The organism is Brachybacterium sp. AOP42-C2-15, assembly GCF_052377065.1.
GTDB lineage: Bacteria > Actinomycetota > Actinomycetes > Actinomycetales > Dermabacteraceae > Brachybacterium.
This window is the reverse complement of sequence record NZ_JBQSWK010000013.1, coordinates 47,893-73,403: the sequence shown is the minus strand read 5'-3', so window position 1 is coordinate 73,403 and position 25,511 is coordinate 47,893. Positions and strand designations below refer to the sequence as shown.

General features: G+C 71.3%; 21 protein-coding genes. 13 read left to right on the top strand and 8 right to left on the bottom strand.

Annotated features, from left to right (window positions below):
- The first annotated feature begins 3 nt into the window (after positions 1-3).
- The 4 genes from ACT3SQ_RS09225 to ACT3SQ_RS09210 all read left to right on the top strand — a co-directional run bounded on the left by ACT3SQ_RS09225 (position 4) and on the right by ACT3SQ_RS09210 (position 4,857).
- Positions 4-1,635 (top strand): ABC transporter permease, encoded by a 1,632-nt coding sequence (locus ACT3SQ_RS09225; RefSeq protein WP_442332210.1) that lies wholly within the window; start codon positions 4-6, stop codon positions 1,633-1,635.
- Entirely contained in the window at positions 1,632-2,969 is a 1,338-nt protein-coding gene (locus ACT3SQ_RS09220; protein WP_444601071.1) for an ABC transporter permease, read from the top strand. Before ACT3SQ_RS09225 ends, ACT3SQ_RS09220 begins: the two co-directional genes overlap by 4 nt.
- Before the next feature lie 13 nt (positions 2,970-2,982).
- Positions 2,983-3,450, top strand: coding sequence for a cytidine deaminase (locus ACT3SQ_RS09215; RefSeq protein ID WP_444502283.1), 468 nt, complete (start codon positions 2,983-2,985; stop codon positions 3,448-3,450).
- Positions 3,451-3,531: 81 nt separating this feature from the next.
- Positions 3,532-4,857, top strand: coding sequence for a thymidine phosphorylase (locus ACT3SQ_RS09210; RefSeq protein ID WP_444598967.1), 1,326 nt, complete (start codon positions 3,532-3,534; stop codon positions 4,855-4,857).
- 81 nt (positions 4,858-4,938) lie between these two features.
- Here the strand turns inward: ACT3SQ_RS09210 and ACT3SQ_RS09205 are convergent, their stop codons facing one another.
- Positions 4,939-6,000 (bottom strand): NUDIX domain-containing protein, encoded by a 1,062-nt coding sequence (locus ACT3SQ_RS09205; protein WP_442332143.1) that lies wholly within the window; start codon positions 5,998-6,000, stop codon positions 4,939-4,941.
- A gap of 194 nt (positions 6,001-6,194) precedes the next feature.
- Here ACT3SQ_RS09205 and deoC point away from each other — a divergent pair, with 194 nt between their 5' ends.
- The gene (gene deoC, locus ACT3SQ_RS09200; RefSeq protein WP_441443334.1) at positions 6,195-6,860 is read left to right on the top strand and encodes a deoxyribose-phosphate aldolase; all 666 of its coding nucleotides are present in this window, start codon (positions 6,195-6,197) and stop codon (positions 6,858-6,860) included.
- 3 nt (positions 6,861-6,863) lie between these two features.
- Positions 6,864-8,030, top strand: coding sequence for a DUF2330 domain-containing protein (locus ACT3SQ_RS09195; RefSeq protein ID WP_441443333.1), 1,167 nt, complete (start codon positions 6,864-6,866; stop codon positions 8,028-8,030).
- A gap of 139 nt (positions 8,031-8,169) precedes the next feature.
- On the opposite strand, the gene ACT3SQ_RS09190 is transcribed toward ACT3SQ_RS09195, so the two are convergent.
- Both ACT3SQ_RS09190 and ACT3SQ_RS09185 read right to left on the bottom strand, forming a co-directional pair.
- Positions 8,170-9,885: a phospho-sugar mutase gene (locus ACT3SQ_RS09190; protein ID WP_441443332.1), complete on the bottom strand. Its 1,716-nt coding sequence runs from the start codon at positions 9,883-9,885 to the stop codon at positions 8,170-8,172.
- On the bottom strand, positions 9,882-10,745 hold the full coding sequence (locus ACT3SQ_RS09185) for a purine-nucleoside phosphorylase (protein ID WP_441443331.1): 864 nt from the start codon (positions 10,743-10,745) through the stop codon (positions 9,882-9,884). Before ACT3SQ_RS09185 ends, ACT3SQ_RS09190 begins: the two co-directional genes overlap by 4 nt.
- Before the next feature lie 152 nt (positions 10,746-10,897).
- Here ACT3SQ_RS09185 and ACT3SQ_RS09180 point away from each other — a divergent pair, with 152 nt between their 5' ends.
- Positions 10,898-12,364: an NAD(P)H-quinone dehydrogenase gene (locus ACT3SQ_RS09180; RefSeq protein WP_441443330.1), complete on the top strand. Its 1,467-nt coding sequence runs from the start codon at positions 10,898-10,900 to the stop codon at positions 12,362-12,364.
- A 119-nt stretch (positions 12,365-12,483) separates the two neighbouring features.
- Here the strand turns inward: ACT3SQ_RS09180 and ACT3SQ_RS09175 are convergent, their stop codons facing one another.
- Genes ACT3SQ_RS09175 through ACT3SQ_RS09155 form a run of 5 tightly spaced genes read right to left on the bottom strand, consistent with a single transcriptional unit; the run spans position 12,484 to position 18,677 of the window.
- Positions 12,484-14,265 (bottom strand): acetyl/propionyl/methylcrotonyl-CoA carboxylase subunit alpha, encoded by a 1,782-nt coding sequence (locus ACT3SQ_RS09175; protein ID WP_441443329.1) that lies wholly within the window; start codon positions 14,263-14,265, stop codon positions 12,484-12,486.
- Positions 14,266-14,319: 54 nt separating this feature from the next.
- Complete coding sequence (locus ACT3SQ_RS09170) at positions 14,320-15,066, bottom strand: Maf family protein (RefSeq protein WP_442332141.1); 747 nt, start codon at positions 15,064-15,066, stop codon at positions 14,320-14,322.
- The gene (locus ACT3SQ_RS09165) at positions 15,063-16,742 is read right to left on the bottom strand and encodes a DUF885 domain-containing protein (RefSeq protein WP_441443327.1); all 1,680 of its coding nucleotides are present in this window, start codon (positions 16,740-16,742) and stop codon (positions 15,063-15,065) included. Before ACT3SQ_RS09165 ends, ACT3SQ_RS09170 begins: the two co-directional genes overlap by 4 nt.
- Before the next feature lie 40 nt (positions 16,743-16,782).
- Positions 16,783-17,091 (bottom strand): hypothetical protein, encoded by a 309-nt coding sequence (locus ACT3SQ_RS09160; protein WP_442332139.1) that lies wholly within the window; start codon positions 17,089-17,091, stop codon positions 16,783-16,785.
- Positions 17,088-18,677, bottom strand: a complete 1,590-nt coding sequence (locus ACT3SQ_RS09155) for an acyl-CoA carboxylase subunit beta (RefSeq protein WP_441443325.1) — start codon at positions 18,675-18,677, stop codon at positions 17,088-17,090. Before ACT3SQ_RS09155 ends, ACT3SQ_RS09160 begins: the two co-directional genes overlap by 4 nt.
- Before the next feature lie 182 nt (positions 18,678-18,859).
- On the opposite strand from ACT3SQ_RS09155, the gene ACT3SQ_RS09150 reads away from it, so the two are divergent.
- The 6 genes from ACT3SQ_RS09150 (at position 18,860) to purE (ending at position 25,485) form a co-directional block, all read left to right on the top strand.
- Positions 18,860-19,945: a biotin--[acetyl-CoA-carboxylase] ligase gene (locus tag ACT3SQ_RS09150; RefSeq protein WP_444592107.1), complete on the top strand. Its 1,086-nt coding sequence runs from the start codon at positions 18,860-18,862 to the stop codon at positions 19,943-19,945.
- 141 nt (positions 19,946-20,086) lie between these two features.
- On the top strand, positions 20,087-21,331 hold the full coding sequence (locus tag ACT3SQ_RS09145; protein ID WP_441443323.1) for an adenylate/guanylate cyclase domain-containing protein: 1,245 nt from the start codon (positions 20,087-20,089) through the stop codon (positions 21,329-21,331).
- 141 nt (positions 21,332-21,472) lie between these two features.
- On the top strand, positions 21,473-22,168 hold the full coding sequence (locus tag ACT3SQ_RS09140) for a response regulator transcription factor (RefSeq protein WP_441443322.1): 696 nt from the start codon (positions 21,473-21,475) through the stop codon (positions 22,166-22,168).
- 3 nt (positions 22,169-22,171) lie between these two features.
- Complete coding sequence (locus ACT3SQ_RS09135; protein ID WP_441443321.1) at positions 22,172-23,635, top strand: ATP-binding protein; 1,464 nt, start codon at positions 22,172-22,174, stop codon at positions 23,633-23,635.
- Positions 23,636-23,653: 18 nt separating this feature from the next.
- Positions 23,654-24,970 carry a 5-(carboxyamino)imidazole ribonucleotide synthase gene (locus ACT3SQ_RS09130; protein ID WP_442332136.1) on the top strand — a complete coding sequence of 439 codons (1,317 nt, stop codon included), beginning with the start codon at positions 23,654-23,656 and terminating at the stop codon, positions 24,968-24,970.
- A complete protein-coding gene (purE, locus tag ACT3SQ_RS09125; RefSeq protein WP_441443319.1) occupies positions 24,967-25,485 on the top strand; it encodes a 5-(carboxyamino)imidazole ribonucleotide mutase in 519 nt (172 codons plus the stop codon). Before ACT3SQ_RS09130 ends, purE begins: the two co-directional genes overlap by 4 nt.
- Positions 25,486-25,511: the final 26 nt, after the last annotated feature.

Below are 25,511 nucleotides of genomic sequence, written 5' to 3'. Positions count from 1 at the left end.
CCGATGAGCGCTGTGGACGCCGCCGTGACCGGTTCTGCTCCCGGCATCGGAGCCGGCAGCACCGACACCCCGCCGCCGCCGGAGCCGACCGCCGAGACCGCCCTGGCGAGAACCCTGCAGAAGATCGCCCGTGGCGACCTGCTGGTGGTCGTGATGAGCTTCGTCTTCGCCTTCCTCATCGGCTCCGTGCTGATCATCATCGCCGATCAGGAGGTCCGGCAGACCCTCGGCTACTTCTTCGCCCGGCCCGGCGACGCCCTGAGCGCGATCTGGCAGTCCGTCACCCACGCCTATGGTGCGATGTTCCGCGGAGCGATCTTCGACGCTCCCGGCTACACCAAGGCCGCAGAGCGGGTCCGTGAGGCGGGTGGTTCGGGCACCTATGTGCTGGTGCCTGCGCTCTCGGCCGGGCTGCGCCCGCTCACGGAGACTCTCACCGTCGCGACCCCGCTGATCATCGCCTCGGCGGGCATGGCCGTCAGCTTCCGTGCCGGCCTGTTCAACATCGGTGGCACCGGTCAGCTGATCGTCGGCGCCATGGCCGCCGGCTACGTGGGCTTCTCCTTCCAACTCCCCATCGGCGTGCACCTGCTGGTGTGCCTGGTGGTCGGCGCTCTCGCCGGCGGCGTATGGGGCGGGATCGCAGGTTTCCTCAAGGCCCGTTTCGGCGCGAACGAGGTCATCAGCACCATCATGCTGAACTGGATTGCGACCTATCTGCTCTTCTTCGCGCTGAAGACGGCAGCGTTCACCGGCGCGAACCAGTCCCAGCCCACGTCCCCCTCGATCGGTGAGAATGCGGTGCTGCCGCAGCTGCTGGGCTCCGGCTTCCGCCTCCACGCGGGTCTGTTCATCGCCGCCGGTGCCGCCGTGGTGCTGTGGTGGCTGATGAGCCGTTCCACGATCGGATTCCACTTCCGGGCCGTCGGCTCGAACCCACGGGCGGCGCAGGTCGCCGGCATCTCCCCGGCTCGCACTGCCTTCCTGGTGCTCGCGGTCGCCGGCGCTCTGGTGGGCCTTGCGGGGGCCGTGCACGTGCTCGGCACTGAGCAGCGGCTCACCGAGGGCGTCGCCGGCAACATCGGCTTCGATGCGATCACCGTCGCGCTGCTGGGCCGCTCGGGCCCGGTCGGTATCGTGCTGGCGGGCCTGCTCTTCGCCGCGCTGTCCACCGGAGGGCGCTTCATGGAATCCAATCAGGGTGTCCCGCTGGACCTGGTCCAGGTGATCCAGGTGCTGGTGGTGCTGTTCATCGCCGCACCGCCCCTCGTGCGCACGCTCATCGGTCTGCGCCGCATCGACCATCCCGGCGCCGGTGCACGAGTTCGCAACGCGCGTCGGGCCCGGACAGGTGCGGAGATGGCCGCAGTCGCGTCCGGTGCCGCCGCTGCAGCCTCCGACGCCGCAGACTTCGCGTCCAGCACGGTCGAGACATCGACCGATCGCAGCTCCGGGGCCAGCACAGCTGATCATCCCGCCACCGCCGCCGAGACGGCATCCCCGCCCCCCGGGGACAGCGGAGGGCCACCAGGCCGGGATCTGGCCAAGGGGACCGGCACATCCTCCGAAGGCGGGTCGTCCCCACTGGAGGAACAGTCCGAGGACGCCACCGACGCACAGGAGGAGGAACGATGAGCACCGCACCCGTGGTCATCACCGATGATTCCGCCGTTCAGCGGACCTTCGAAGACATCCGCCCCACCAGTTGGTGGCATCTGCCCGCGACCACCACGGTGATGGGCCTGATCGCACTGTTCTTCTTCGGCCTCCGGGGGATCCCCGCCGTCGAATCCGTCTACGTCCTCGCCCGTGAGAGCGACCTCAACCCGCTCGGCATCGTTCCGGATGAGGTGACCGTGCCCTCGATGGGAGCTGCGGTCGCGCTGTCCGTCATCGCGCTGCTCGCCTCCGCCGGGCTGTGGGCGCTGCAGGCCCGCAGTGCCCGGCCTTCGGCCAAGGCGCGGATCGGTCTGCTCGCCGTATTCGCCGTGGCGTGGACCCTCGCGTTCATGACCTGGGTGATCTCGGAGCGCACCCTCGATGTGACCACCCTGCTGCAGGGCACCATCGTGCTCGCCGTCCCACTCGCGTTCGGTGCGCTCTCAGGAGTGCTCTCCGAACGCGCGGGAGTCATCAACATCGCGATCGAGGGGCAGCTGCTGTTTGGCGCCTTCGGCGCAACGCTGGTCGGCTCGCTCACCGGGAACGTCTGGATCGGGCTGCTCGCGGCACCGATCGTGGCCCTGCTCATGGGCGCGATGCTCGCCCTGTTCGCGGTCGGCTATCACGTCCAGCAGATCATCGTCGGCGTGGTGCTGAACGTGCTCGCGATCGGGATCACCTCGTTCTTCTTCGGCACCGTGATGCGCGACAACCCCGGCACGTTCAACGCCCCGATGCGGCTGCCCACGCTGCGGATCCCACTGCTGGCGGACCTCCCGGTGATCGGTCGAGCGCTGTTCGAGCAGAACATCCTGGTCTACCTCATGTGGATCATCGTCGCAGGACTCACGGTCGCACTCTTCCGCACCCGCTGGGGGCTGCGCGTGCGCGCCGTCGGCGAGCATCCGAAGGCTGCAGACACCGTCGGCATCGCCGTGAACCTCACCCGCTGGAAGAACGTGCTGCTGGGCTCCGCGGTCGCGGGCCTCGGCGGGGCGACCCTCACCATCGGCACCGGGGTCGCGTTCGGCGAGGAGATGTCCGCCGGCAAGGGCTATATCGCGCTCGCCGCGATGATCCTGGGCCGCTACCATCCCATCGGGGCGCTGCTCGCGGCGCTCACATTCGCCTTCGCGGATTCGCTCCAGCTGCGCCTGGGGACGATGTCCGCCGGAGCGGGCGGAGTCTCCATCCCGGGCGACTTCCTGCTGATGCTCCCGTACATCGTCGCGCTGTTCGCCGTGGCCGGTGTCGTGGGCAGGGTGCGGGTGCCGGCGGCCGATGGCCAGCCGTACATCAAGCAGTGAGAGCATCGGCAGCATGAGCAACAGCGAACCCGCCCAGCGCGGGATCCCCGAGCGCGACCATGCCAGCGCGGACGACGCCGAGTTCGACGAGCTGCTCGCCGTGGCCCGGGAGATCGCCGAGCGCGCCTACACCCCGTACTCCCACTTCCGGGTGGGAGCGGCCGGCCTCACCGAGGACGGCCGCCTGGTGCGCGGCTGCAACGTCGAGAACGCCGGCTACGGCGTCACCCTGTGCGCGGAATGCGGGATGATCAGCGAGCTGATCGCGGGCGGCGGCGGACGGCTGCGCCGCTTCGTCTGCGTCGGCGGCGACGAGCAGCTCACCCGCGAGGAGCGCCAGGTGGTCATGCCCTGCGGCCGCTGCCGACAGCTGCTCTCGGAGCACGCCGCCCCCGACCTCGTGATCCTCACCCCGGAGGGACCACGCGGGATGGACGCCGTGCTGCCCCAGGCCTTCGGCCCCGCCGACCTCCTGTCCTGACCCGATCCGACCCACCGCCGGGCGCCCCAGCACGGCTGCAGGCGCAGCGCCGCGGCCCCCGACCCGACCCGAGGAGCACCCATGACCGAGAACCCCGTGAAGAACCCTGCACAGACCGCCGTCGAGCCCTTCGACGTGGTTGATGTGATCCACACCAAGCGAGACGGGGGCCGCCTCGACGACGGCCAGATCGACTGGGTGGTCGACGCCTACACCCGCGGTGTGGTCGCCGAGGAGCAGATGGCGGCGCTCGCGATGGCGATCTTCCTGCGCGGCATGGAGCGCGCCGAGATCGCCCGCTGGACGCACGCGATGATCGCCAGCGGCGAGCGGATGGACTTCGCCGCGCTCTCGAAGCCCACCACCGACAAGCACTCCACCGGCGGAGTGGGGGACAAGATCACCCTGCCGCTGGCGCCCCTGGTCGCCTCCTACGGCGTCGCAGTGCCGCAGCTGTCCGGCCGCGGCCTCGGCCACACCGGCGGCACCCTCGACAAGCTCGAGGCGATCCCGGGCTGGCGCGCGGACCTCAGCAACGAGCAGATGATGCGCCAGCTCGAGAGCGTGGGCGCCGTGATCTGCGCGGCCGGCTCCGGCCTCGCCCCGGCGGATAAGAAGCTCTACGCCCTGCGCGACATCACCGGCACCGTCGAGGCGATCCCGCTGATCGCCTCCTCGATCATGTCCAAGAAGATCGCCGAAGGCACCGCCGCGCTCACCCTGGATGTGAAGACCGGCGCCGGCGCGTTCATGAAGGACGAGGCCGACGCCCGTGAGCTCGCCAGCACCATGGTCGCTCTCGGCACCGACGCGGGAGTGCGCACGGTCGCCCTGCTGACGGACATGTCGGCGCCGCTGGGCCGCACCGCCGGCAACGGCCTCGAGGTGCGCGAGTCGCTCGAGGTGCTCGCCGGCGGCGGACCCGCCGACGTGGTCGAGCTGACCTGCGCCCTGGCCCGCGAGATGCTCGAGGCCGCCGGGGTGCGCGATCCGGATGTCGAGGCCGCGCTCGCCGACGGCCGCGCCATGGACTCCTGGCGCGCGATGATCTCCGCCCAGGGCGGTGACGTCGACGCCCCGCTGCCGGTCGCGAAGCACGTCGAGGAGTTCCGGGCCACCGAGGACGGCGTGGTCACCGGGCTCGATGCGATGGGCGTGGGTGTTGCGGCCTGGCGGCTCGGCGCCGGCCGTTCCCGCCCGGGCGAGGCCGTGCAGGCCGCAGCCGGGGTCGAGATCGCCGCGCACATCGGTGACGAGGTGAAGGCGGGGGACGTCCTCGCCCGTCTGCACACCGACACCGCTGAGCGGATGCCCCGCGCCGTCGAGTCGATCACCGGGTCCTGGACGCTCGCCGCTCCCGGGACGTCGGTTCCGGCGCGCAGGATTGTGAAGGACCGCATCGCCTGAGGTGACGCGGCGAGGCGTGACCGGCGCCGGTGCTCCCCAAGAGCGCCGGCGTTGGCGCATGTCCGAGCCGCGAAGCGCGCGTCAGAGAGCGCGCAGGGCGGGCAGGATGTGCTGGACCATCAGCGGGGCCAGGCGCGCCCCGGTCCCCGGCTCCTCGACATCCACCCACCGGTGGTCGGCGAGTTCGGCGCGCACCGCGAGCGGCCCCGGGAGGGGCACGCGGGTGGTCCAGACGGTGGCGTGCACCATCGTGTTCGGCTCATTGGCCGCGACCGCCTCGAAATCGCCCAGCAGTGCCAGATCGGTCTCCGCGAGCTGCACGCCCAGCTCCTCATCGACCTCCCTCACCGCCGCCTCGAGTGCGGACTCTCCGACCTCGAGCTTGCCGCCGACCTGCATGTACGAGCCGGTGCCTCGTTTGCGCACCGCCAGCACCTGTGGGCCCTCCGCCCCCTCGCGCAGGAAGCAGACCGCGGTGATCCTCAGCAGATCGTGGCGCGGGGTGCTCGGATGCTGATGCTGCTCCGCCTCCGCGCAGGCGGTGAGGTGATGGAGCCAGCGGGTGCCGCGGTGGAGCCCCTCGGGGCGCATCCCCGCCGCTCTCCAGCGCGCGATGTCGGTGCTCTGCTCGCGAGCCAGCGACCAGCCGCGCCGCAGCAGTGTGTGCGGCGGCTTGCGCCGCTCCTTCAGATCCCGTGCCAGGCGCAGCGCGAACACCACCGGGGTGGGACGCTCGAGCACCAGCGCGTCGGCCAGCAGCCCCGCCGCGGACAGCGGCCCGATGAGCTCCGCGGCGAAGATGCCCTCGGCGATGATCAGCGGGGCGTCCCCGGCATCGAGCCGGCGGGTGTCCAGGCGACGCGACGCGGCGATCGAGTAGACGGGCACCTCGGTGCTCCCGTCGTGGGCGAGGGCGGTGAGCGCCTCGAGCGCGGCCCCGCCGTTCCACGACGCCGGATCATCCCAGTCCACGATCCCGTAGCGGCGCGGCAGACCAGGCTCGTCGAGGTCGTGGTAGAACTCGTCCAGCGCGAGCACCGGCAGTCCCGAGCGGCGCGAGAGCTCGCCCTTCCCGCTGCCCGAGGGGCCGGCGAGCAGGACGATGCGCCGGGGCGGGCGGGGACGAGATCCAGGAGCAGTCACAGCGCGCCAGTCTAAAGGCCGGGCCGCGCGCGCACCTCACGGGCGGTGCCCCATCGTGACCAGATCCCGGTGCGTCGGGACGCCTTGCGAAGCCGGGACCGACCAGGGCGGCGGAGAACGGGCGGGGGCCCATCGTGACCGGATCGTCGCCGTCCCGGATGCGGCGGGCAGGGGTGGTCTGCCAAGATCAGCGCATGACCAACATCGACAACCAGACCCTCGCCGGTCTCATCGACCACACTCTGCTCAAGCCCGAGGCCACGACGGAGGATGTCGCCGCGCTGCTGCGCGAGGCGGAGGAGCTGGGCACCTACTCCATCTGCGTCTCACCCTCGATGCTCCCGCTCGAGACCACCGTCAAGGTCGCCACCGTGTGCGGCTTCCCGTCGGGGCAGCACGCCCCTTCCGTGAAGGCCGCTGAGGCCGCCGACTCCGCGGCGAAGGGCGCCGACGAGGTCGACATGGTGATCAACGTCGGGCTCGCCCGGGCGGGCGAGTTCGCTGCCGTCGAGCAGGAGATCCGTGCCGTGCGCGAAGCCGCCCCGGCTCCGGTGGTGCTCAAGGTGATCATCGAGTCCGCCGCGCTCACCGATGAGCAGATCGTCGCCGTCTGCGGGGCCGCCGAGAGCGCCGGTGCCGACTTCGTGAAGACCTCCACCGGCTTCCATCCCGCCGGGGGCGCGACCGAGCACGCCGTGCAGCTCATGCGCAGCACCGTCGGCGAGAGGCTGGGGGTCAAGGCCTCCGGCGGGATCCGCACCCGTGAGGCCGCTGAGACGATGGTCGCCGCCGGCGCCAGCCGGCTGGGGCTGTCCTCCTCGAGGGCGATCCTCGAGGGCGGCGCCGGATCGGGGTACTGAGGGATGAGCGCGGCGCTCGCGACCGGCCGGAACTCGCGCCGCTGGTTCTGCGGTCTGCTCGCGGGCGCCCTGCTCCTGGCGCAGCTGGTCCTCGGGGCTGCGTCCCCGGCCGCGGCCTGCGCCTGCGGCGGCTTCGTCGACCCGGCGGACAGGCCCGACGGCGCCAACGTCATGAAGGAGACCGCGGTGCTCTCCTTGCGTGATGGCGTGGAGACGATCGTGATGGGCCTCGCGCTCGACGCCGAACGCGTCGGCTCGACATTGTTGATGCCCACTCCGTCGGTGCCCGAGGTCAGCGCCGCCCAGTCCGGGACCCTGCGGGAGATGGCGGTCGCGACCGCGCCCCGTGAGGTGATCGAGTACGACTTCTGGGGCGGGAACCCGTTCGGTGCGGGAGCGGGCGGGGGTGCGCCAGGCGAAGGCATGACCCAAGGGGTGCAGCCCACCGTCCACTCCCAGGAGCGGATCGGCAACTACGAGGTGGCGGTGCTCGGCGGGGAAGCCGACGGGGTGCGCAGCTGGCTCACGGACAACGGCTACGCCCTGTCCGAGGAGCTCTCGGCCCTGATCCACCCCTATGCTGCGGACGGATGGACCTTCACCGCCGTCCGCTACGCGGCCGACGCCGTGCTCAGCGGCGATGTGGAACCGCTGCGCTTCGACTTCGAGGCAGAGCAGCTGGTCTACCCGATGCGCTTCTCCCAAGCGGCGGAGACCTCCCAGACGGTGCACCTCTTCGTGCTCGGGGAGATGGCCATGCGCCGTGCCGACTCCTCCGCATCGCAGCAGGAGGTGAACCTGCCGTGGATCGGATCACCCACGAGCAACGGCTGGACCTGGTCCGATGCGACCCTGCGGGAACTGGTGGGGGAGGACCTCGGCGAGGTGGACCAGAACGACGAGCGGGCGGTGGAGTACCGCATGGTGACCGAGTTCGAGGTGCACGGAGAACCGGACTCCTTCACCACCGACTTCACCTTCACCGCCGATCCCGAGGCGGAGGACGTGATCCCCACCTACACCACCACGGAGGTCGTCGCTGTGATGGGCATCCCCGTCGGGTGGCTGCTGGTGCACGCCGGCGTGATCACCGCGGTCGCGCTGTTTATCGCAGTCCTCGTCGCCGTCCTCGCCGCCAGGTCTGGCCATCGCCGCCAGGTCACGCCGTAGGTCACGTGCCCGAGGGCGGGACCAGGGGCTCTGAGCCCGGGTCCCGCCCGCGGCGGCGGTCCCGGAGCCTTGAGCCCGGGCCCCGCCATGAACGCGGCGGCGGCCCGGGCTGCGGCCCGAGAGAGTCTGCCGGGTCTGCTCAGACGGCGCCGAGCACCAGGCGCAGCTCGTCCTTCAGCTGCTCCAGCCGCTCCCCGGCCCGGCGTCGGATCTCTCCGATCTCCGCAGCGGTGGCCCCGTCGGGGACGTTCGTGACCAGCTCGAGATAGCACTTGAGCTTCGGCTCGGTCCCGGAGGGTCGCACCACCACCCGGGTGTCGTCCTCGCTGAGCAGCAGCACGCCCTCCGTCGGCGGCAGGCCGGTGGACTCCAGCGACCCCTGGGAGAGGTCCTGGTTCTCGAGCACCGGTGAGCCCAGCAGCGCCGCGGGCGGAGCAGCCCGCAGCCGCTCCATCATCGCGCCGATCAGCGATAGGTCCTCGACCCGGATCGACAGCTGCGCGGTCGAATACAGGCCATGCTCTGCAGCGAGTTGGTCGAGCCGACCGACCAGTGTGGTGCCCTCGGCCTTCGCCAGCGCCGCCATCTCCGCGACCATCAGCGCCGCCGAGAGCCCGTCCTTGTCACGCACCACCTCCGGCAGCACGCAGTAGCCGATCGCCTCCTCATAGCCGTAGGCGATCCCTGGCGCCCGGGTGATCCACTTGAACCCGGTCAGCGTCGCCGCAGCCTCCAGGCCTGCCGCCTCGGCGACCCTGCCCAGCCAACGGCTCGAGACGATCGAGCGCGCCAGCACGCCGCCGTAGCCGTGCCGGCGCACCAGGTGGTCGCCCAGCAGCACCCCCAGCTCATCGCCAGTGAGCATTCGCCAGTCCTCCAGGTGCGGATCGAGCACCGCGGCGGCGCAGCGGTCGGCATCGGGATCATTGGCGATCACCACATCGGCCTCGAGGGTGCGGGCCAGCTCGAGTGCGAGATCGATCGCGCCGGGCTCCTCGGGGTTCGGGAAGGCGACGGTGGGGAAGTCGGGATCGGGATCGGCCTGCTTCGCGACCGGATGCACCTCGGTGAACCCGGTGCGATGCAGCGCCGCCAGCGCGATCTCCGTGCCCACGCCATGCATCGCCGTGTGCACGATCCGCACCTCGCGGGGCCCGCTGGTCGAGGGGAGCGCGCAGATCGCCGCGAGATAGTCCTCGCGCAGCTGCTCGCCCAGCAGCTCCCAGCCGGACTCGGCGACCGGTATCCCGGGCACGGGGCCGACGGCCGCGATGCGCGCGGCGATCTGGGCATCCGACGGCGGCACGATCTGCACGCCACGGCCGTCGGGCTCGGCGGCGCGACCCCCGAGATAGACCTTGTAGCCGTTGTCCGCCGGGGGATTGTGGGAGGCGGTGACCACGATGCCGGCGTCGGCCTCCAGATGCCGCACCGCGAAGGCCACCAGCGGGGTGGGGCCGAAGCGCTCCAGCAGCTGCACCCGGCAGCCGGCGGCGACCATGATCGCGGCGGAACGGCGTGCGAAGTTCTCGGAGTTGTGGCGGGCGTCGTAGCCGATCACCACCAGCGGCTGCGGAAGCTCGAGATCATCGAGCAGGTGGTCGGCGAGCCCGCGGGCGGCACGGGAGACCACCGCGAGGTTCATCCGGTTCGGGCCCGGCGCCATCCGCCCTCGCAGCCCGGCTGTGCCGAACTGGAGATCCCCGGCGAAGGCGTCGGCGAGCTCGTCCTGCGCCATCTCGCTGCCGGCTCCCGCCTGCTCCAGCAGGCTCGAGAGCGCTGCGCGTGTCGCGGGATCAGGATCGTCCTGGATCCACGCCTTGACCCGCAGGCGCAGGTCGGCGTCGAAGCTCATGCCGCGCCGCCGGACCCGCTCGTCGCGCCGGTCTCGCCCGCAGCGCCGGTGATGCGGCGCACCGTCTCTGCCAGCAGCTGCGAGATGCGCGGGCCGGCGTCACGGCCCGCCTCGAGCACCTCCTGGTGGCTCAGGGCCTCGCCGCTGATCCCGGCGGCGAGGTTGGTGACCAGGGAGATCCCGAGCAGATCCATCCCTGCCTCGCGCACGGCGATCGCCTCGAGCGCGGTGGACATGCCCACCAGGTTCGCGCCGATGGCCTTGGCCATCTGCACCTCCGCCGGAGTCTCGTAGCTCGGGCCGGAGAACTGCATGTACACGCCCTCAGCGAGGCTCTCGTCGACCTCGCGGGCGATCTCGCGCAGCGCCGGCGTGTAGAGGTCAGTGAGATCCACGAAGTTCGCGCCCACCAGGGGAGTGGACCCGGTGAAGTTGATCTGGTCCCGGATCAGCACCGGGGTGCCGGGAGTCCAGGAGGGATCGATGCCGCCGCAGCCGTTGGTCAGCACCATGGTGCGGGCGCCGGTCGCGGCTGCGGTGCGGACACCGTGGACCACGGCGTCCACGCCTGCGCCCTCGTAGAAGTGCGTGCGCGCTCCGAGCACCAGAGCACGGGCCCCGGTGCCCTCGACGCGCACCGAACGCAGCGTGCCGACGTGACCGGCGACCGCGGGCGGCCGGAACCCGGGAATGGTGGTGGCGTCGCCCTGCCAGACGGTCTCGCCGAGCAGATCGGCGGCCTCGGCCCAGCCGGACCCGAGCACCAGCGCGAGATCGTGGGCGGGGACCCCGCTGGCCTCGGCGATGGCAGCGGCGGCGTCGCGGGCGAGCAGATACGGATCGGATGCAGAAGCAGTCATGGACAGAAGGTAGCGCAGAGAAGCGGGTCGCGGGGCACCGCAGCCGGTCCCGGAGGCGAGACACGGTTGCGCACTGCCGTGTTCCGGTGTTCTCATGCTCGGTTGAGCTCGAACCGGCCCCTGACCGGCCCCGGCTTTGCCACAATGGCGGGGTGAGCGACCCCAGCACAGCCCTGCCTTCCGACCCTCGACGTCTTCCCCACACCGGGGGGCGGCCCCGGGTGGTGATCATCGGCGGCGGCCCCGGTGGCTACGAAGCCGCCCTCACCGCCGCCCGGCACGGGGCCGAGACCCTCCTGGTGGAGGAGCGAGGCATCGGCGGTGCCGCAGTCCTCACCGATGTGGTGCCGTCCAAGACGCTCATCGCTACCGCCGACGTCCTCGACCAGGTCGCCGGCTCCCAGCAGCTGGGCATCCGCGATGCCGACACCGGTGCCGCACCCACAGCCCACACCCTGAACGTCGACCTCGCGGCCGTCAACCGGCGCGTCCGCGATCTCGCCGCGGCCCAGTCCGCCGACATCCGCGCGAGCCTGCAGGAGGCCGGGGTGACGATCGTCGAGGGGCGCGGCCGCCTGGACGGCCCGGACCGGATCGAGGTCCTCGACCCCGCCGGGAAGCGGATCGCGCAGCACGAGGCCGAGGTGATCCTGCTGGCCGTCGGCGCCCGGCCACGAGAGCTCGACAGCGCCCCGTGCGACGGCGAACGGATCCTGAACTGGACCCAGCTGTACGAGCTGGACTGCCTGCCCGAGCACCTGATCGTGGTCGGCTCAGGGGTCACCGGCGCCGAGTTCGCCAGCGCCTATCGGGCGCTGGGCACCAAGGTCACCCTGGTCTCCTCCCGAGAGAAGGTGCTGCCCGGCAGCGACGCGGACGCCGCCGACGTGCTGGAGGGAGCCTTCGCACGTCGCGGCGTCACCGTTCGTTCCCGCTCGCGAGCCGCCACCGCGCGGCGCACGGATGACGGGGTCCTCGTCACCCTCACCTCCGGCGAGGAGATCTCTGGCAGCCATGTGCTGATGGCCCTCGGAGGGATCCCCTGGACCGCAGACCTGGGACTGTGGACGGCTGGGGTGCGGGTGAAGGACTCCGGCCACATCGAGACCGACCGCGTCTCCCGCACCTCGGTGCGGGGGATCTACGCCGCCGGGGACTGCACCGGCGTGTACCCGCTCGCCTCCGTCGCCGCGATGCAGGGCCGGATCGCGATGCATCACGCCCTGGGAGACGCGGTCTCCCCGCTGATCGCGGCCCAGGTCTCCTCGGCCATCTTCACGAGCCCCGAGATCGCGGTGGTCGGGGTCAGCGAGCAGGAGGTGCTCAGCGGAGAGACGGCCGGGGAAGTGCTGGTGCTGGGTCTGGACACCAACCCACGGGCGAAGATGCAGGGGATCACGGAGGGGTTCGTGAAGCTGATCGTGCGTCCCGGCTCCCACACCGTGGTCGGCGCGGTCGTCGTCGCGCCGCGGGCCAGCGAGCTGATCCTGCCCTACACCCTCGCCGTCGCCCACCGGCTCACCGCCGAACAGGTCGCCGGCACGTTCACCGTCTATCCCTCGCTCACCGGCTCCCTGGCCGAGGTGGCCCGGCAGCGGCTGCTCGACGCCGAGGGCTGAACTGCCCCCGAGTCAGCCGGGGCCTGAGCTGCCCCAGAGTCACGAGCGCCCTGCTTCCACCGACGGAAGCAGGGCGCTCATGACTCGCGGGCAGCGGTGGACTGCGCGGGGTGGGGGTGTCAGTCGTCGATCTGGCAGAGCACGGCGCCTGCCGAGACCGTGGCGCCGATCTCCGCATTCAGACCCTTGACGACGCCGGAGCGGTGCGCGGAGATGGGCTGCTCCATCTTCATGGCCTCGAGCACCACGAGCAGATCGCCGTCGGAGACCGTCTGCCCCTCCTCGGCGACGACCTTCACGATCGTCCCCTGCATCGGCGCGGAGACGCTGTTGCCGCTGGCAGCGGTGCCGTCACCGGAAGCCCGGTGCTGACGCTTGCGACGCTGGCGCACCGCTGCCTGCGGTGCACGCAGCGAAGCGGGAAGGCTGATTTCGACCCGGCGCCCGTCGACCTCGACCACCACGGCCTCGCGATCCTCCGCCTCCTCAGGCTGAGTGGGCAGCGGTGCGGCCGGCAGATCGTTGTCGAAGGCGGACTCGATCCAGGTGGTGTGCACGGTGAAGGCCTGCTCGGGATCCTCGGGAGCGAAGGCCGGGTCCTCGACCACCTTGCGGTGGAAGGGGAGGACCGTCGGAATCCCTTCGATCGTGAACTCCGCGAGCGCGCGGCGGGAGCGCTCGAGCGCCTCCTGGCGGGTGGCTCCGGTGACGATGAGCTTGGCCAGCATCGAGTCGAAGGCACCGGAGACCTCGTCCCCGGTACGGACCCCCGTCTCGACCCGGACGCCCGGGCCCGAGGGCGCGTCGAAGCGCTGGATCCTGCCGGGAGCCGGCATGAAGCCGCGGCCCGGGTCCTCGCCGTTGATCCGGAACTCGAAGGAGTGCCCGCGCACCACAGGATCCTGGTCGCTGATGCGCTCGCCCGCGGCGATGCGCAGCTGCTCGCGCACCAGATCCACGCCTGCGATCTCCTCGGTCACCGGATGCTCGACCTGGAGCCGGGTGTTGACCTCGAGGAAGGAGATGGTGCCGTCCTTGCCGACCAGGAACTCGCAGGTGCCGGCACCGACATAGCCCGCCTCCCGCATGATCGCCTTCGAGGAGGAGATCAGCTGGGCATTCTGCTGGTCGCTGAGGAACGGCGCAGGTGCTTCCTCGACCAGCTTCTGGTGGCGGCGCTGCAGCGAGCAGTCACGGGTGGAGACCACCTGGACGTTGCCGTGCATGTCCGCCAGGCACTGGGTCTCGACGTGGCGGGGGGAGTCCAGGAAGCGCTCGACGAAGCACTCCCCGCGGCCGAAGGCGGAGACGGCCTCACGCACTGCCGAGTCGAACAGCTCGCGCACCTCGGACTCCTCGCGCGCCACCTTCAGCCCGCGCCCGCCGCCGCCGAATGCTGCTTTGATCGCGATCGGCAGGCCGTGCTCGCGGGCGAAGTCGACGACTTCGTCGGAGTTCTGCACCGGGTCCTTGGTACCGGCGACCAGCGGAGCCCCGGCCTTCTGCGCGATGTGCCGGGCGGAGACCTTGTCGCCGAGCTTCTCGATGGCGGAGGGGGGCGGGCCGATCCAGGTCAGCCCGGCGTCGATCACCGCCTGCGCGAAATCGGCGCGCTCGGAGAGGAAGCCGTAGCCGGGATGGACCGCGTCGGCGCCGGAGCGCTTCGCGATGTCCAGGATCTTGTCGACGACCAGGTAGGAGCTGGCGGCGGTGCTGCCGCCCAGCGCGTAGGCCTCGTCAGCGATCTGCGTGTGCAGAGCGTCACGGTCGGGATCGGCGTAGACGGCGACGGAGCGGAGCCCGGCGTCCCGGCAGGCCCGTGCGACCCGCACCGCGATCTCTCCACGGTTGGCGATGAGCACCGTGGACAGGGGGCGGGGCTTGGAGGAGCGTGCGGGCATTGGGGAGGGTTCCTTCCGGGAGTCAGCAGTGGCCGAGTCTAGTACCGCGGGCGTTCAGACGGCGCCAGGGCCCGCAGGGCCGCCGACGGGGATCTCGCCCCACAGCTGGTGCACGCCCAGGCCGATCTCGTCCAGCATCCTGCGCAGCAGCGGCAGGGAGAGGCCGACGACGGCGTGCGGGTCGCCGTCGACGCGCTCGATGAAGGGGCCTCCCACACCGTCGAGGGTGAAGCCGCCGGCCACCCCGAGCGGCTCACCGGTGGCGATGTAGGCGTCGATCTCCTCGTCGCTGAGCGCGGCGAAGCTGATCTGGCAGCTCGCCGTCGCGCCGAAGGTCGCGCCGGTGCCGCCGTCCTCCTCGTCGCGGTCGTCGACCATCCAATGCCCGGAGTGGAGCACCGCGGAGCGCCCGCGCATGGCCTGCCAGCGCTCCCGCGCGCGCTCCGCGGTCAACGGCTTGCCGATCACCTCGCCGTCCAGCTCGAGCATCGAGTCGCAGCCCAGCACCACATAGCCGCCCTCGCTGCGGGCGGTTGCCGCGAGGGCCTTCTCCCGAGCCAGCAGCAGCACCTCCTCCTCCGCGGTGAGCTGATCCTCCGGATCGCCGGATGCGGCAGCCCGTTCGCGAGCGCCGGCGAGGATCGCCTCCTCATCGAGGTCGACCGGCATCGCAGTGTGCTCGATGCGGGCGGCGCGGAGGGTGGCGCGCCGTCCCGCCGAGGCGGAGGCGAGCAGCAGCAGCGGATCGTGATCGGACGGCGAGAGCACGTCGTTCTCGGGCTGGGGATCGGAGTGGGTCATCGCAGGGCCTCCTCGAGGACGGACAGGGGCAGGCTGCCCAGCTGCAGGGCACGTCGGTGGAAATCTCGGGCGGGCTCGCTCGTCGCGGCCCGCAGCTGCTCCCAGACCCGTTGCCCGATCTTGTAGGAGGGGGCCTGACCGGGCCATCCCAGGTAGCGGTTGAGCTCGAAGCGCTGCTCGGCCTCGGTCACGCCCCAGTGGGCGCTTATGAAGTCCCAGGCCTTCTCGAAGCTCCAGGCACCTCCCGCGGAGCCGGCGAGCCCGTCCGGCATCGACAGCCCGCAGTGCAGGCCGATGTCCAGCACCACCCGGCCTGCGCGCAGGCGCTGTGCATCGAGCATCCCCAGCCGGTCGCCGTCATCGGAGAGATGGCCGAGCTGGTCCATCAGCCGCTCCGCATAGAGGGCCCAGCCCTCGCCGTGGCCGGAGACCCAGCACATCATCGCGCGCCAGCGGTTCAGCGTGCTCGCCTGGAGGGTCTGTGTGCCGACCTGCAGGTGATGCCCGGGGACCCCCTCGTGGTAGACGGTCGTGGTCTCCAGCCAGGTGTGGAACTCGGTGGTTCCGGTCGGGACGTCCCACCACATTCGGCCGGGGCGGGTGAGGTCCTCGCTGGGGCCGGTGTAGTAGATGCCGCCGGAGCCGGTGCGGGCGATTCTGCATTCGAGCCGGCGCAGGGGCTCAGGGATGTCGAAGTGGGTACCGGCGAGGTCCTCGATCGCGCGGTCGCTGAGGTCCTGCATCCAGCTGCGCAGCTCCTCGGTGCCGTGGAGGATCCGGCTCGGGTCGGCGTTCAGAGCGGCTTTGGCCGCGGCCACTGAGCGACCTCCGCCGGTGCCGGCACGGGCGTTGATGCGCTCGGCGACCTCCTCCTGTTCGGCGACCACGGAGCGCAGCTCCTCGATGCCCCAGGCGTAGGTCTCGTCGATGTCGATGTCGGTCCCCAGGAAGGTACGGGAGGCCAGGGCGTAGGCGTCTCGCCCGACGGCGTCGCGCTCGGGGGCGCGCGGGGCGAGCGCCTCCAGCTGGTCCGCGAGGTCGAGATAGCCGCGGGCGGCGGTGCCCGCCGCCTCCGCGACCCGTGCGCGCTGGGTGTCGTCGCCCACGGCATCCCGGGCGAAGCCGGCGAAGAAGCCGTCCTCGGCGGCGTAGCCGCGCGCCTGCTCCGCTCCGAGCAGGAGCTGGCGGCGGGAGGAGACGACGCCGTGGCTCGCGGCCTCCTGCAGCGACTGGACCCAGGTGCTCAGCGTGTGCGGCATCGCCTGCATGCGCTGGGCGATGTCATGCCAGTCGGCGGCAGTCTCGGTGGGCATCTGATCGAGCACATCGCGGGACTGCAGCGGGGAGGCGAGGTTGTTGACGGCCGAGATGTCCAGCCGCTGCTCGGCGCGCTCGATCTCGAGGCCCAGCCGCTCGTTGAGTGCGGCGCGGGTGACGGTGTCCACCGCGTCCTGGTCGGGGATCTCCGCGACTCGCGATAACAGGGTCCGCGCGGCCTCCGTGCGCTCATCGACAGCGGCCGGGGAGTAGTCGGTGACCTCGGTGTCGTACCCGGAGATGCCGAGCGAGGTGGCGAGGAAAGGGTCCAGACGGGCGCTCAGCTCGACGTACTCGTCGGCCAGTCGGTCCAGGGCGGAGGCAGTGCGCACGGGGGCGGCGGAAGCAGGCTCAGGCATGCGCCGCAGTCTAGTGCGGAGCGCGACCGGTTCAGCCGGTTCAGCGATCCGAGAACTGCCAGGCTGCGGGGGAGGGCAGACCCCTCAGACCGTGGGCACGGGGATGGCCGTGCACGGGGTCGGCCCACGCGCCGGCGCCCGCGCCCTGGCCTTCGGCGAGGGTGCGCTCCTCAGCCTCCAGGCGGCTGGTGACGCTCATTGCGGAGATCACCACCGCGATCGCGGCGAGCTCGTCGTCGCGTAGGTATCCCTGCACGAGTCGGACATCCGAGGGACGCACCGGGCTGGTGCCGGTGGGGCCTCCCTGCTGGTTGCCGGCAGGGTCCGTCGTGGTCTGCGGGGCTGTCACAGCGGGATGTTCCCGTGCTTCTTGGTGGGCAGGGTGTCCCGCTTGGTGCGCAGCGCGCGCAGCGCCCGGGCCACCTCCAGCCGGGTGTCGGCGGGACGGATCACGCCGTCGATCCAGCCGCGCTCGGCGGCGGTGTACGGGTTGGCGAACTGCTCGTCGTACTCGGCCTCGAAGCGCTTACGCTCGGACTCGACGTCCCCGCCCTGCTCGGCCACCTGGCGCAGATCGCCCCGGTGGAGGATGTTCACCGCGCCCTGGGAGCCCATCACAGCGATCTGTGCGGTGGGCCAGGCGAGGTTGATGTCCGCGCCGAGCTCCTTCGAACCCATCACGATGTACGCGCCGCCGTAGGCCTTGCGGGTGATCACGGTGATCAGCGGGACCGTCGCCTCGGCATAGGCGTACAGCAGCTTCGCGCCGCGGCGGATGATCCCGCCGTACTCCTGATCGGTGCCGGGGAGGAACCCGGGCACGTCCACGAAGGTCAGCACCGGGATGTTGTTCGCATCGCACAGCCGCACGAAGCGCGCCGCCTTCTCGGAGGCGTCGATGTCCAGGGTGCCTGCCAGGTGCGAGGGCTGGTTGGCGATGATGCCCACGCTGTGTCCCTCGACGCGGCCGAAGCCCACCAGGATGTTGCGAGCGAACAGCGGCTGGACCTCGAGGAACTCCTCGTCGTCGAGCACTGCCCGCAGCACCGTGAGCATGTCGTACGGCTGGTTCGGCGAATCCGGCACCAGGGCGTCCAGGGCGGTGTCCGCCGGGGTGTGGTCCTGCTCGAAGCGCACCGGGAAGGAGGGAGCGGGGCTCAGTGTGTTGGCCGGGAGGTAGCTGAGCAGGTCCTTGACGTACTCGATGGCCTCGGCCTCGTCGGGCGCCATGTAGTGGGCGACTCCCGAGCGGGAGGAGTGGGTGCGCGCGCCGCCGAGCTCCTCGAAGCCGACGTCCTCCCCGGTGACCGTGCGGATCACGTCGGGGCCGGTGATGAACATGTGGGAGGTCTTCTCGACCATCACGATGATGTCCGTCAGCGCCGGGGAGTACACGGCGCCGCCGGCGGCCGGGCCCATGATCAGCGAGATCTGAGGGATCACTCCGGAGGCGCGGGTGTTGCGCTTGAAGATCCCGGCGAACATCGCGAGCGAGGCCACACCCTCCTGGATGCGGGCGCCGCCGCCGTCGAGGATGCCGATGATCGGCACGCCGGTGCTCAGCGCGAGGTCCTGGATCTTCTGGATCTTGCGACCATGGGCCTCGCCGAGGGAGCCACCGAAGACGGTGAAGTCCTGTGAGTACACGCACACCTGGCGGCCATCGATCGTGCCGTAGCCCGTGACGATGCCGTCCCCGGCAGGTCGCTTGGCATCGATCCCGAAGCTGCGGGCCTGATGGCGCACGAAGCGGTCAGTCTCCACGAAGGAGCCGTCATCCAGCAGGTCTGAGATCCGTTCCCGGGCGGTCTTCTTGCCCCGGGCATGCTGCTTCTGGACCGCGAGCTCATCGGCGGCGGAGACCGCAGCGGCGTCACGCTCGCGCAGGTCCTCGAGTCGCTGGGCGGTGGTGAGCGGCCGCGGAGCGTCGGTCACGGAGCCTCCTGCTGCGGCCTGCAAGGCCGCGTAGTGATCCGGCGGATGGACATCGGGATACTACGCTACGGAGGTCCGACGGCGGTCGCTCACGCCTGCAGACGGCACCTGCGTGCGCGGCGGCTCGGAGATCAGCGAGGTGCACACCAGGGGGCAGGATGAGCGGCACGACGAGGAGCGGTATGACGAGCACAGCCGGCGCAGCGGGGCCCGGCAGCTCCGGGTCGCGAGACCCGGCGGCAGCGCAGACCCCGGCAGCCGCGCAGCCCCCCGCAGCCGCGCAGCCCCCTGCAGGCGCGGAGCCCGCCGCAGCTACGCAAACGCCCGCTGCGCAAACGCCCGCAGTCGCGCAGCCGCCCGCAGCCGCGCGGCCGCCCGCAGAGGCGCAGCCCGCCATCCTGCGGGAGGGCACGGTCACCTCGACCCAGGACGAGGCGGCGCGCCGCCTGACCGAGGGGCTGGCGCCGCCCTTCGCGCTCACCGCCCGCCGGCAGACGGCCGGCCGGGGGCGTCTCGGCCGAGCCTTCGCGAGCCCCGAGGGGTCCAGCCTGTCCCTCACCTACGCCCACCGCAGCGACCTGGCACCCGCCGCCCGCGGGTGGTTCCCACTGGCAGCCGGGCTGGCCGCGGTCTCCGCCCTCAGCGAGGTGCTCGGCCTGCGGGCGACTGAGGAGATCGGCCTCAAGTGGCCCAATGACCTGCACACGGCGGATGGTCGGAAGCTCGGGGGGATCCTGGTCGAAGGGCGCGGGGCGCAATCGGTGCTGGTCGGCATCGGTCTGAACCTGCGCGGGCCGGTGCGTCAGCAGGACGGCACCGTCGTGCCCGGCGCGGCCTGGCTGCGGGGAGCGGGCGGTCTGCGCCCGACGAGGGTGTCAGGCAGCACTGTCCTGCCGGAAGACCTGCCGGAAGACCTGCCGGAAGACCTGCCGGATGGCCTGCATGATGAGGAGCTGCGGGAGCGGCTCGAGAGATCGCTGGTGACGGCGCTCGCTCAGGAGCTCGCTCGCCTCGAGTCCACAGGGGGAGACGGCGTCCGCTCAGGGACCCACGACCGCTACACTATGACGTGCCTCACATTGGGGCGTCATGTGCGCATCGATCCGTTGGGGGATCTTGACACAGGGGGAGATCGATCGAGCTCCTGGCACGGCCTCGCCACGAAGGTGGACGGCTCCGGCAGGCTGGTCGTCGATCGCAAAGGCGTCGGGCAGGTGGCCGTGGATGTCGGTGATGTGAGGCATCTGAGGCCCGGGCAGTCCCCGTGACCACAGTCAGAACTTGAAGGACATCGAGCAGGAGGAGCACGTCACGTGACCGGAGGGATGGAAGACCTGAAGCGCATCGCGGGACAGGAGCGGAGCGCCGCTCCCCGTGAGCCTTCGTCGGTGCCGCAAGGAGCCATCCCGGTGGAGAACGAGCCCGTGGAGAACCAGCCTGTGGAGAACCAGCCTGTGGAGAGCGCCCCCGTGGAGAACATGCCTGTCGAGAACATGCCGGTCGAGAAGATCCCTCTGGAGGACATCCCCGTGGAGAGCGTCCCGGTGGAGACTGCGGAGCTGCCGGACCTCTCGGAGTCCGGCTCGGGACAGGCCTCGCTGGATGATCGGGAGATCCTCGACCTCAACAAGCGCTTCGCCGCTGTGCGCCGCAGCGTCGGCGCCCTCGAGAAGGTGCTGCTGCAGGGCCCGCGCAAGTACTCGCGCCGGGATCTCGCCGATCAGCAGGACATCCCCGAACGCCTCACCTCCGTGTACTGGCGCTCGCTGGGCTTCACCCCGGTGGACGAGGACACCGTCGTCTTCACCGAGGAGGACGCCTACGCGATCGGTGATCTCGCCGCGATCGTCGAGGAGGGGGTGATCACGGAGAGAGCCTTCGCGAGCATCTCCCGCGGACTGGGCTTCCACATGGGCCGACTGGCGATGTGGATCACCGAGGCCCTCGTGGACGAGGCGAAGTATGCCGACGGCCTCGACGACGCCCAGGCCCGTCAGCAGATGCTCGACTCGATCCCGGAGCTGCTGGAAGTCTTCGAATCTCAGGTGATGTTCACCTTCCGGCGGCAGCTCGCCGCCTATGCGGCCCGTGCCGGCAGCGAGGTCCTGCACCGCGACACCGATGAGCTGTTCCCGCTCCACCGAGCCATCGGCTTCGCGGACCTGGTCCAGTTCACCCGCCTCGCCCAGGATCTGCCCGGTGCCGAGCTGGCCGACATGGTCGGCCGCTTCGAGTCGGTGAGCCGGGACCTCATCTCTGTAGGCGGTGGCAGGGTGGTCAAGACGGTGGGCGACGAGATCATGTTCCTCGCCGACACGCCCGAGGACGGCGCCCAGATCGCAGTCAGCCTCGCCGAGACCATCACCGCCTCGCCCGACCTTCCGCCGGTGCGGGTGGGACTGGCCTGGGGATCGATGTTCTCCCGATATGGGGACGTGTTCGGCCCCACCGTCAACCTCGCCGCACGCATGGAGTCCGTGGCGCGGCCGGGATCCGTGCTGGTCGATGCGGACACCGCCGCGGCGGTGAGCCAGGCACTGCCCGGCGGGTTCGCGCTCTCCGACGGTGAAGAGGTCGAGCTCCACGGGATCGGCAACGTGCACGTCCAGGAGATGCGACGCGACCGCTCGACGCCCTTGGACATGGGCCTGTGAGCCGCCGCCCCTGGTCGGCGCGGGAACCCGGGCCCGCCGTGCTCGCGACAGCGCTGTGAGGGGAGCTGGGATGATGGCCAGGCGCCCGGCCCGCACCCCGGGTCGGGCGGCCCCTGCCGGCATCGTCGTAGGATGGAACGCGTGACACGACTGCTACTCGTCGAGGACGACTCGGCCATCGCCGAACCACTCTCCCGCGCACTGGACCGGGAGGGCTACACCGTGACCCGCGCATCACGGGGGATGGACGCGCTCGCGATCGCGGCGGGACCCGAGCCGATCGACCTGGTCATCCTCGATCTCGGGCTGCCGGACCTCGACGGTCTCGAGGTCGCCCGTCGACTGCGGAAGGGCGGGCTCGAGTCTCCGATCCTGATCCTCACCGCCCGCGCCGACGAGGTCGACGCGGTGGTGGGCCTCGACGCCGGCGCCGACGACTACGTCACCAAACCCTTCCGCCTCGGCGAGCTCCAGGCCCGTATCCGGGCCCTCATGCGGCGCTCCCAGGCGATGGAGGACTCCGGTGACAGCTTCGATGTCAACGGGGTGATGCTCGATGTCTCCGCCCGCCGCGCCTACGCCGACGGCGAGGAGCTGAGCCTCTCCGCCAAGGAGTACGACCTGCTGACCGTGCTGGTGCGGGAGTCCGGCAGCGTCGTCACCCGCGACGATCTGATGCGCGAGGTGTGGGGCGCCGAATGGTGGGGCTCCACCAAGACTCTGGACATGCACGTCTCCTGGCTGCGTCGCAAGCTCGGCGACGACGCCACCGATCCCCGCCGGATCACCACGGTGAGGGGAGTGGGCTTCCGCTTCGAGACCGGCGCGGAGAGCTGACCGGTGCGGCAGCGAGTGCTGCAGGCCACCATCATCACCGTGCTCCTGGCCGTGCTCATGCTCGGCATCCCGCTGGGTTACTCGTGGCTGACGCTGGCACGGCAGAGCCTCACCAACCAGGCTAACCAGATCGTCGACCTCGTGCGCATCGACACCGAGGCACGGCTCCAGGAGGGCCTCGAGATCGACGATGCGCTGCTCCAGCGCCATGTCGACGCGCAGACGGACCTCAACATCGCGATCACGGTGACCCACGACGGCACCACCTACACCGCCGGTGACCCCCCGGAGGGCAAGTCGGAGAGGGTCACCACCAACGGCGCCTCCGGACAGTCGGTCGCCGTGTACATCCCGGAGTCCGACGTGCGCGCGCACACCGCCAGCGCCTGGGTGCTGATCACCGTCGCCGGACTCGCAGCGCTCTCCATCGGCGTCTCCGTGGCGCTGTGGCAGGCGCAACGGATCTCGATGCCGCTGGCCCGGCTGAGCCAGCGCGCCGAAGAGATGGGCTCCGGTCGCTCCCGCGGCCCCTGGCACGCCTCCGGGATCGCCGAGATCGACGACGTCGCCGAGGAGCTCGCCCGCTCCGGCGCGATGCTCAACGAACGCCTCGAGGCGGAGAGCCGGCTGGCCTCCGACGCCTCCCATCAGCTGCGCACCCCGCTGACCGCGCTGTCGATGCGCCTGGACGAGATCCTCGCGACCAGCTCCGAGGAGTGGGTGCGCGAGGAGGCCCGCATCTCCCTCGAGCAGATCGACCGCCTCACCGAGGTGGTGCACGACCTCATCAACGCCCCGCGCTCCTCCCAACGCCGCACCCCCGGCGTGGTCGAGCTGCGCAACGTGCTCACCCAGCAGAGCGAGGAGTGGTCCCCGGCGTACCGGCGTGCCCACCGGGAGCTGCGGGTGCAGGTCCCGCGCAGCGCCGCAGTCTGGGGATCGACCGGTCCGCTCACCCAGGTGATCGCCACCCTGGTGGAGAACGCACTCGCCCACGGCGCCGGGCGCACCACCGTGAAGGTGCGCCGCAACGATCACTCGACCGTGGTCGAGGTCTCCGACGAGGGCGGTGGCATCGATCCCGAGCTCGGCGCCCGGATCTTCGAGCGCGCCGTCTCCGGGCGGAGCTCGAGCGGCACCGGCGTGGGGCTCGCGCTCGCACGCACCCTGGTCGAGGACGACGGCGGGCGCCTCGAGCTGCTCACCGAGAGCCCCACCACCTTCGGCGTGTTCCTGATCTCCGCACCCGGTGACGATGGCGGCGAGGACGACGTCGAGGAGAAGCGCAGCGGCCGGGGCGCGAGAGCCCCTCGCGAGCATCGCGGCGGACGGCTCGCGAAGGCCGCCCGCGGGGTCCGCGCCGACATGACGCCCAGCGCCGCACAGCGGCAGCGCTCCGGTGGGGACGACCTCGATTCCCTCCCCCAGGGGTCCGTGGTCCGGCGCCGCCCGCGCTCACGCAGCTGACCTCGTACACTGGCCGCCGTGCCGATCACCCCGCCCCGCCCAGAGCAGACCACTGCTCCCACTACGGCAGCCGCCCCCGATGCCGCGGCCACCCCCGAGAGCCCGACGGGTGCCCGCAGCGTCGGCCTCATCGGCGCCGGGCAGCTGGCCCGGATGATGATCGGCCCCGCGATCGAGCTGGGCCTCACCACGCCGGTGCTGGCCACTGACCCTGCGGAGAGCGCTGCGGCCGTCGCCGCCGAGGTCCGGATCGGTCGGCATGACGACGAGCAGGCGGTCAGTGACCTGGCCGCCGAGGTCGACGTGATCACCTTCGACCACGAGCACGTGCCCACACAGATCCTCGAACGCATCGAGGGTGCCGGGCTCGCCGCGGTCCGGCCCGGCCCCGCGGCTCTCGTCCACGCCCAGGACAAGCTGGTGATGCGCGAGCGTCTCACCGCGCTGGGCCACCCCTGCCCGCGCTGGTGGCGGATCAGCTCCGTGGCGGACCTGGAGAACGCGCTCGCCGAGAGCGATGGCCGGATCGTGATCAAGACCCCCCGCGGCGGCTACGACGCCCATGGCGTGCGGATCATCGAGAGCGCCGACCAGGCCCAGGACTGGCTCGCCGAGCACGGCGAGCTGCTCGCCGAGGTGCTGGTGCCCTTCACCCGCGAGCTCTCCGCCCAGGTCGCACGGCGCCCCGGAGGAGAGGCCGTGGCCTACCCCGTGGTCCAGTCGGTGCAGAAGGACGGTGTCTGCTACGAGGTGGTCGCGCCCGCGCCCGGCCTCGACGCGGCCGGCCAGCAGCGGATCCAGGCCCTCGCGCTCGCCATCGCGGAAGATCTCCAGGTCACCGGCATGCTCGCTGTCGAGCTGTTCGAGACGTCCGACGGGCAGGTGCTGGTCAACGAACTCGCCATGCGTCCCCACAACACCGGCCACTGGTCCATGGACGGTGCCATCACCGGCCAGTTCGAGCAGCACCTGCGAGCGGTCGCCGATCTGCCCCTCGGCGCCACCACCCCGGTCGCACCGGTCTCGGTGATGGTGAACCTGCTCGCCGGTGCTGCCGAGGACCTCGCCCCCGGCGCACACGCCGCGCTCGCCGCCGATCCGGAGCTGAAGATCCACCTCTACGGCAAGTCCGTGCGACCCGGTCGCAAGATCGGGCACGTCACCCTCACCGGCACGGACGCGGACGAGCTGCTCGAGCGCGCCCACCGGGCCGAACGACTGATCATCGACGGGCCCGCGCCCGTCACCGCAGCGCCTGCCACAGGCGCGCCCGCCACCGCAGTGCCCGCCACCGGCGCGCCCCTCACTGTCGAGACCTCAGGAGAGACCCGATGACCGAGAACACCCTCCGCCCGCTGGTCGGCATCGTGATGGGCTCCGACTCCGACTACCCGGTGATGAAAGCCGCGGAGGAGGCGCTCGCCGAGTTCGAGATCGGAGCCACCGTCGAGGTGATCTCCGCCCACCGGATGCCCGAGGACATGGTCACCTGGGGCCGCAGCGCCGCCGAGCGCGGGCTGCGGGTGGTGATCGCCGGAGCAGGCGGCGCCGCCCACCTGCCCGGCATGCTCGCCTCCCTCACCCCCCTGCCCGTGATCGGGGTGCCAGTGCCGCTGAAGCATCTCGACGGCATGGACTCCCTGCTGTCGATCGTGCAGATGCCCGCCGGGGTGCCGGTCGCGACCGTCTCCATCGGCGGAGCGCGCAACGCCGGACTGCTCGCGGCCCGGATCCTCGCCGCCGGCGCTGATCAGGAAGCGGAGCGCCTCCGGGAGCGGATGATCGCCTTCCAGGCGGAGCTGCGAGAGGTCGCGCTCGCCAAGGGGGAGAAGCTGCGCGCCTCGCGGTGACTCAGCCCGCCAGGTGAGAACGCGGT

Bases quoted from the DNA above. Each gene is read 5' to 3' on its own strand.
- ACT3SQ_RS09225 (WP_442332210.1), top strand. From the start codon at position 4: ATGAGCGCTGTGGACGCCGCCGTGACCGGTTCTGCTCCCGGCATCGGA.
- ACT3SQ_RS09220 (WP_444601071.1), top strand. From the start codon at position 1,632: ATGAGCACCGCACCCGTGGTCATCACCGATGATTCCGCCGTTCAGCGG.
- ACT3SQ_RS09215 (WP_444502283.1), top strand. From the start codon at position 2,983: ATGAGCAACAGCGAACCCGCCCAGCGCGGGATCCCCGAGCGCGACCAT.
- ACT3SQ_RS09210 (WP_444598967.1), top strand. From the start codon at position 3,532: ATGACCGAGAACCCCGTGAAGAACCCTGCACAGACCGCCGTCGAGCCC.
- deoC (WP_441443334.1), top strand. From the start codon at position 6,195: ATGACCAACATCGACAACCAGACCCTCGCCGGTCTCATCGACCACACT.
- ACT3SQ_RS09195 (WP_441443333.1), top strand. From the start codon at position 6,864: ATGAGCGCGGCGCTCGCGACCGGCCGGAACTCGCGCCGCTGGTTCTGC.
- ACT3SQ_RS09190 (WP_441443332.1), bottom strand. From the start codon at position 9,885: ATGAGCTTCGACGCCGACCTGCGCCTGCGGGTCAAGGCGTGGATCCAG.
- ACT3SQ_RS09185 (WP_441443331.1), bottom strand. From the start codon at position 10,745: ATGACTGCTTCTGCATCCGATCCGTATCTGCTCGCCCGCGACGCCGCC.
- ACT3SQ_RS09175 (WP_441443329.1), bottom strand. From the start codon at position 14,265: ATGCCCGCACGCTCCTCCAAGCCCCGCCCCCTGTCCACGGTGCTCATC.
- ACT3SQ_RS09170 (WP_442332141.1), bottom strand. From the start codon at position 15,066: ATGACCCACTCCGATCCCCAGCCCGAGAACGACGTGCTCTCGCCGTCC.
- ACT3SQ_RS09165 (WP_441443327.1), bottom strand. From the start codon at position 16,742: ATGCCTGAGCCTGCTTCCGCCGCCCCCGTGCGCACTGCCTCCGCCCTG.
- ACT3SQ_RS09150 (WP_444592107.1), top strand. From the start codon at position 18,860: ATGACGAGCACAGCCGGCGCAGCGGGGCCCGGCAGCTCCGGGTCGCGA.
- purE (WP_441443319.1), top strand. From the start codon at position 24,967: ATGACCGAGAACACCCTCCGCCCGCTGGTCGGCATCGTGATGGGCTCC.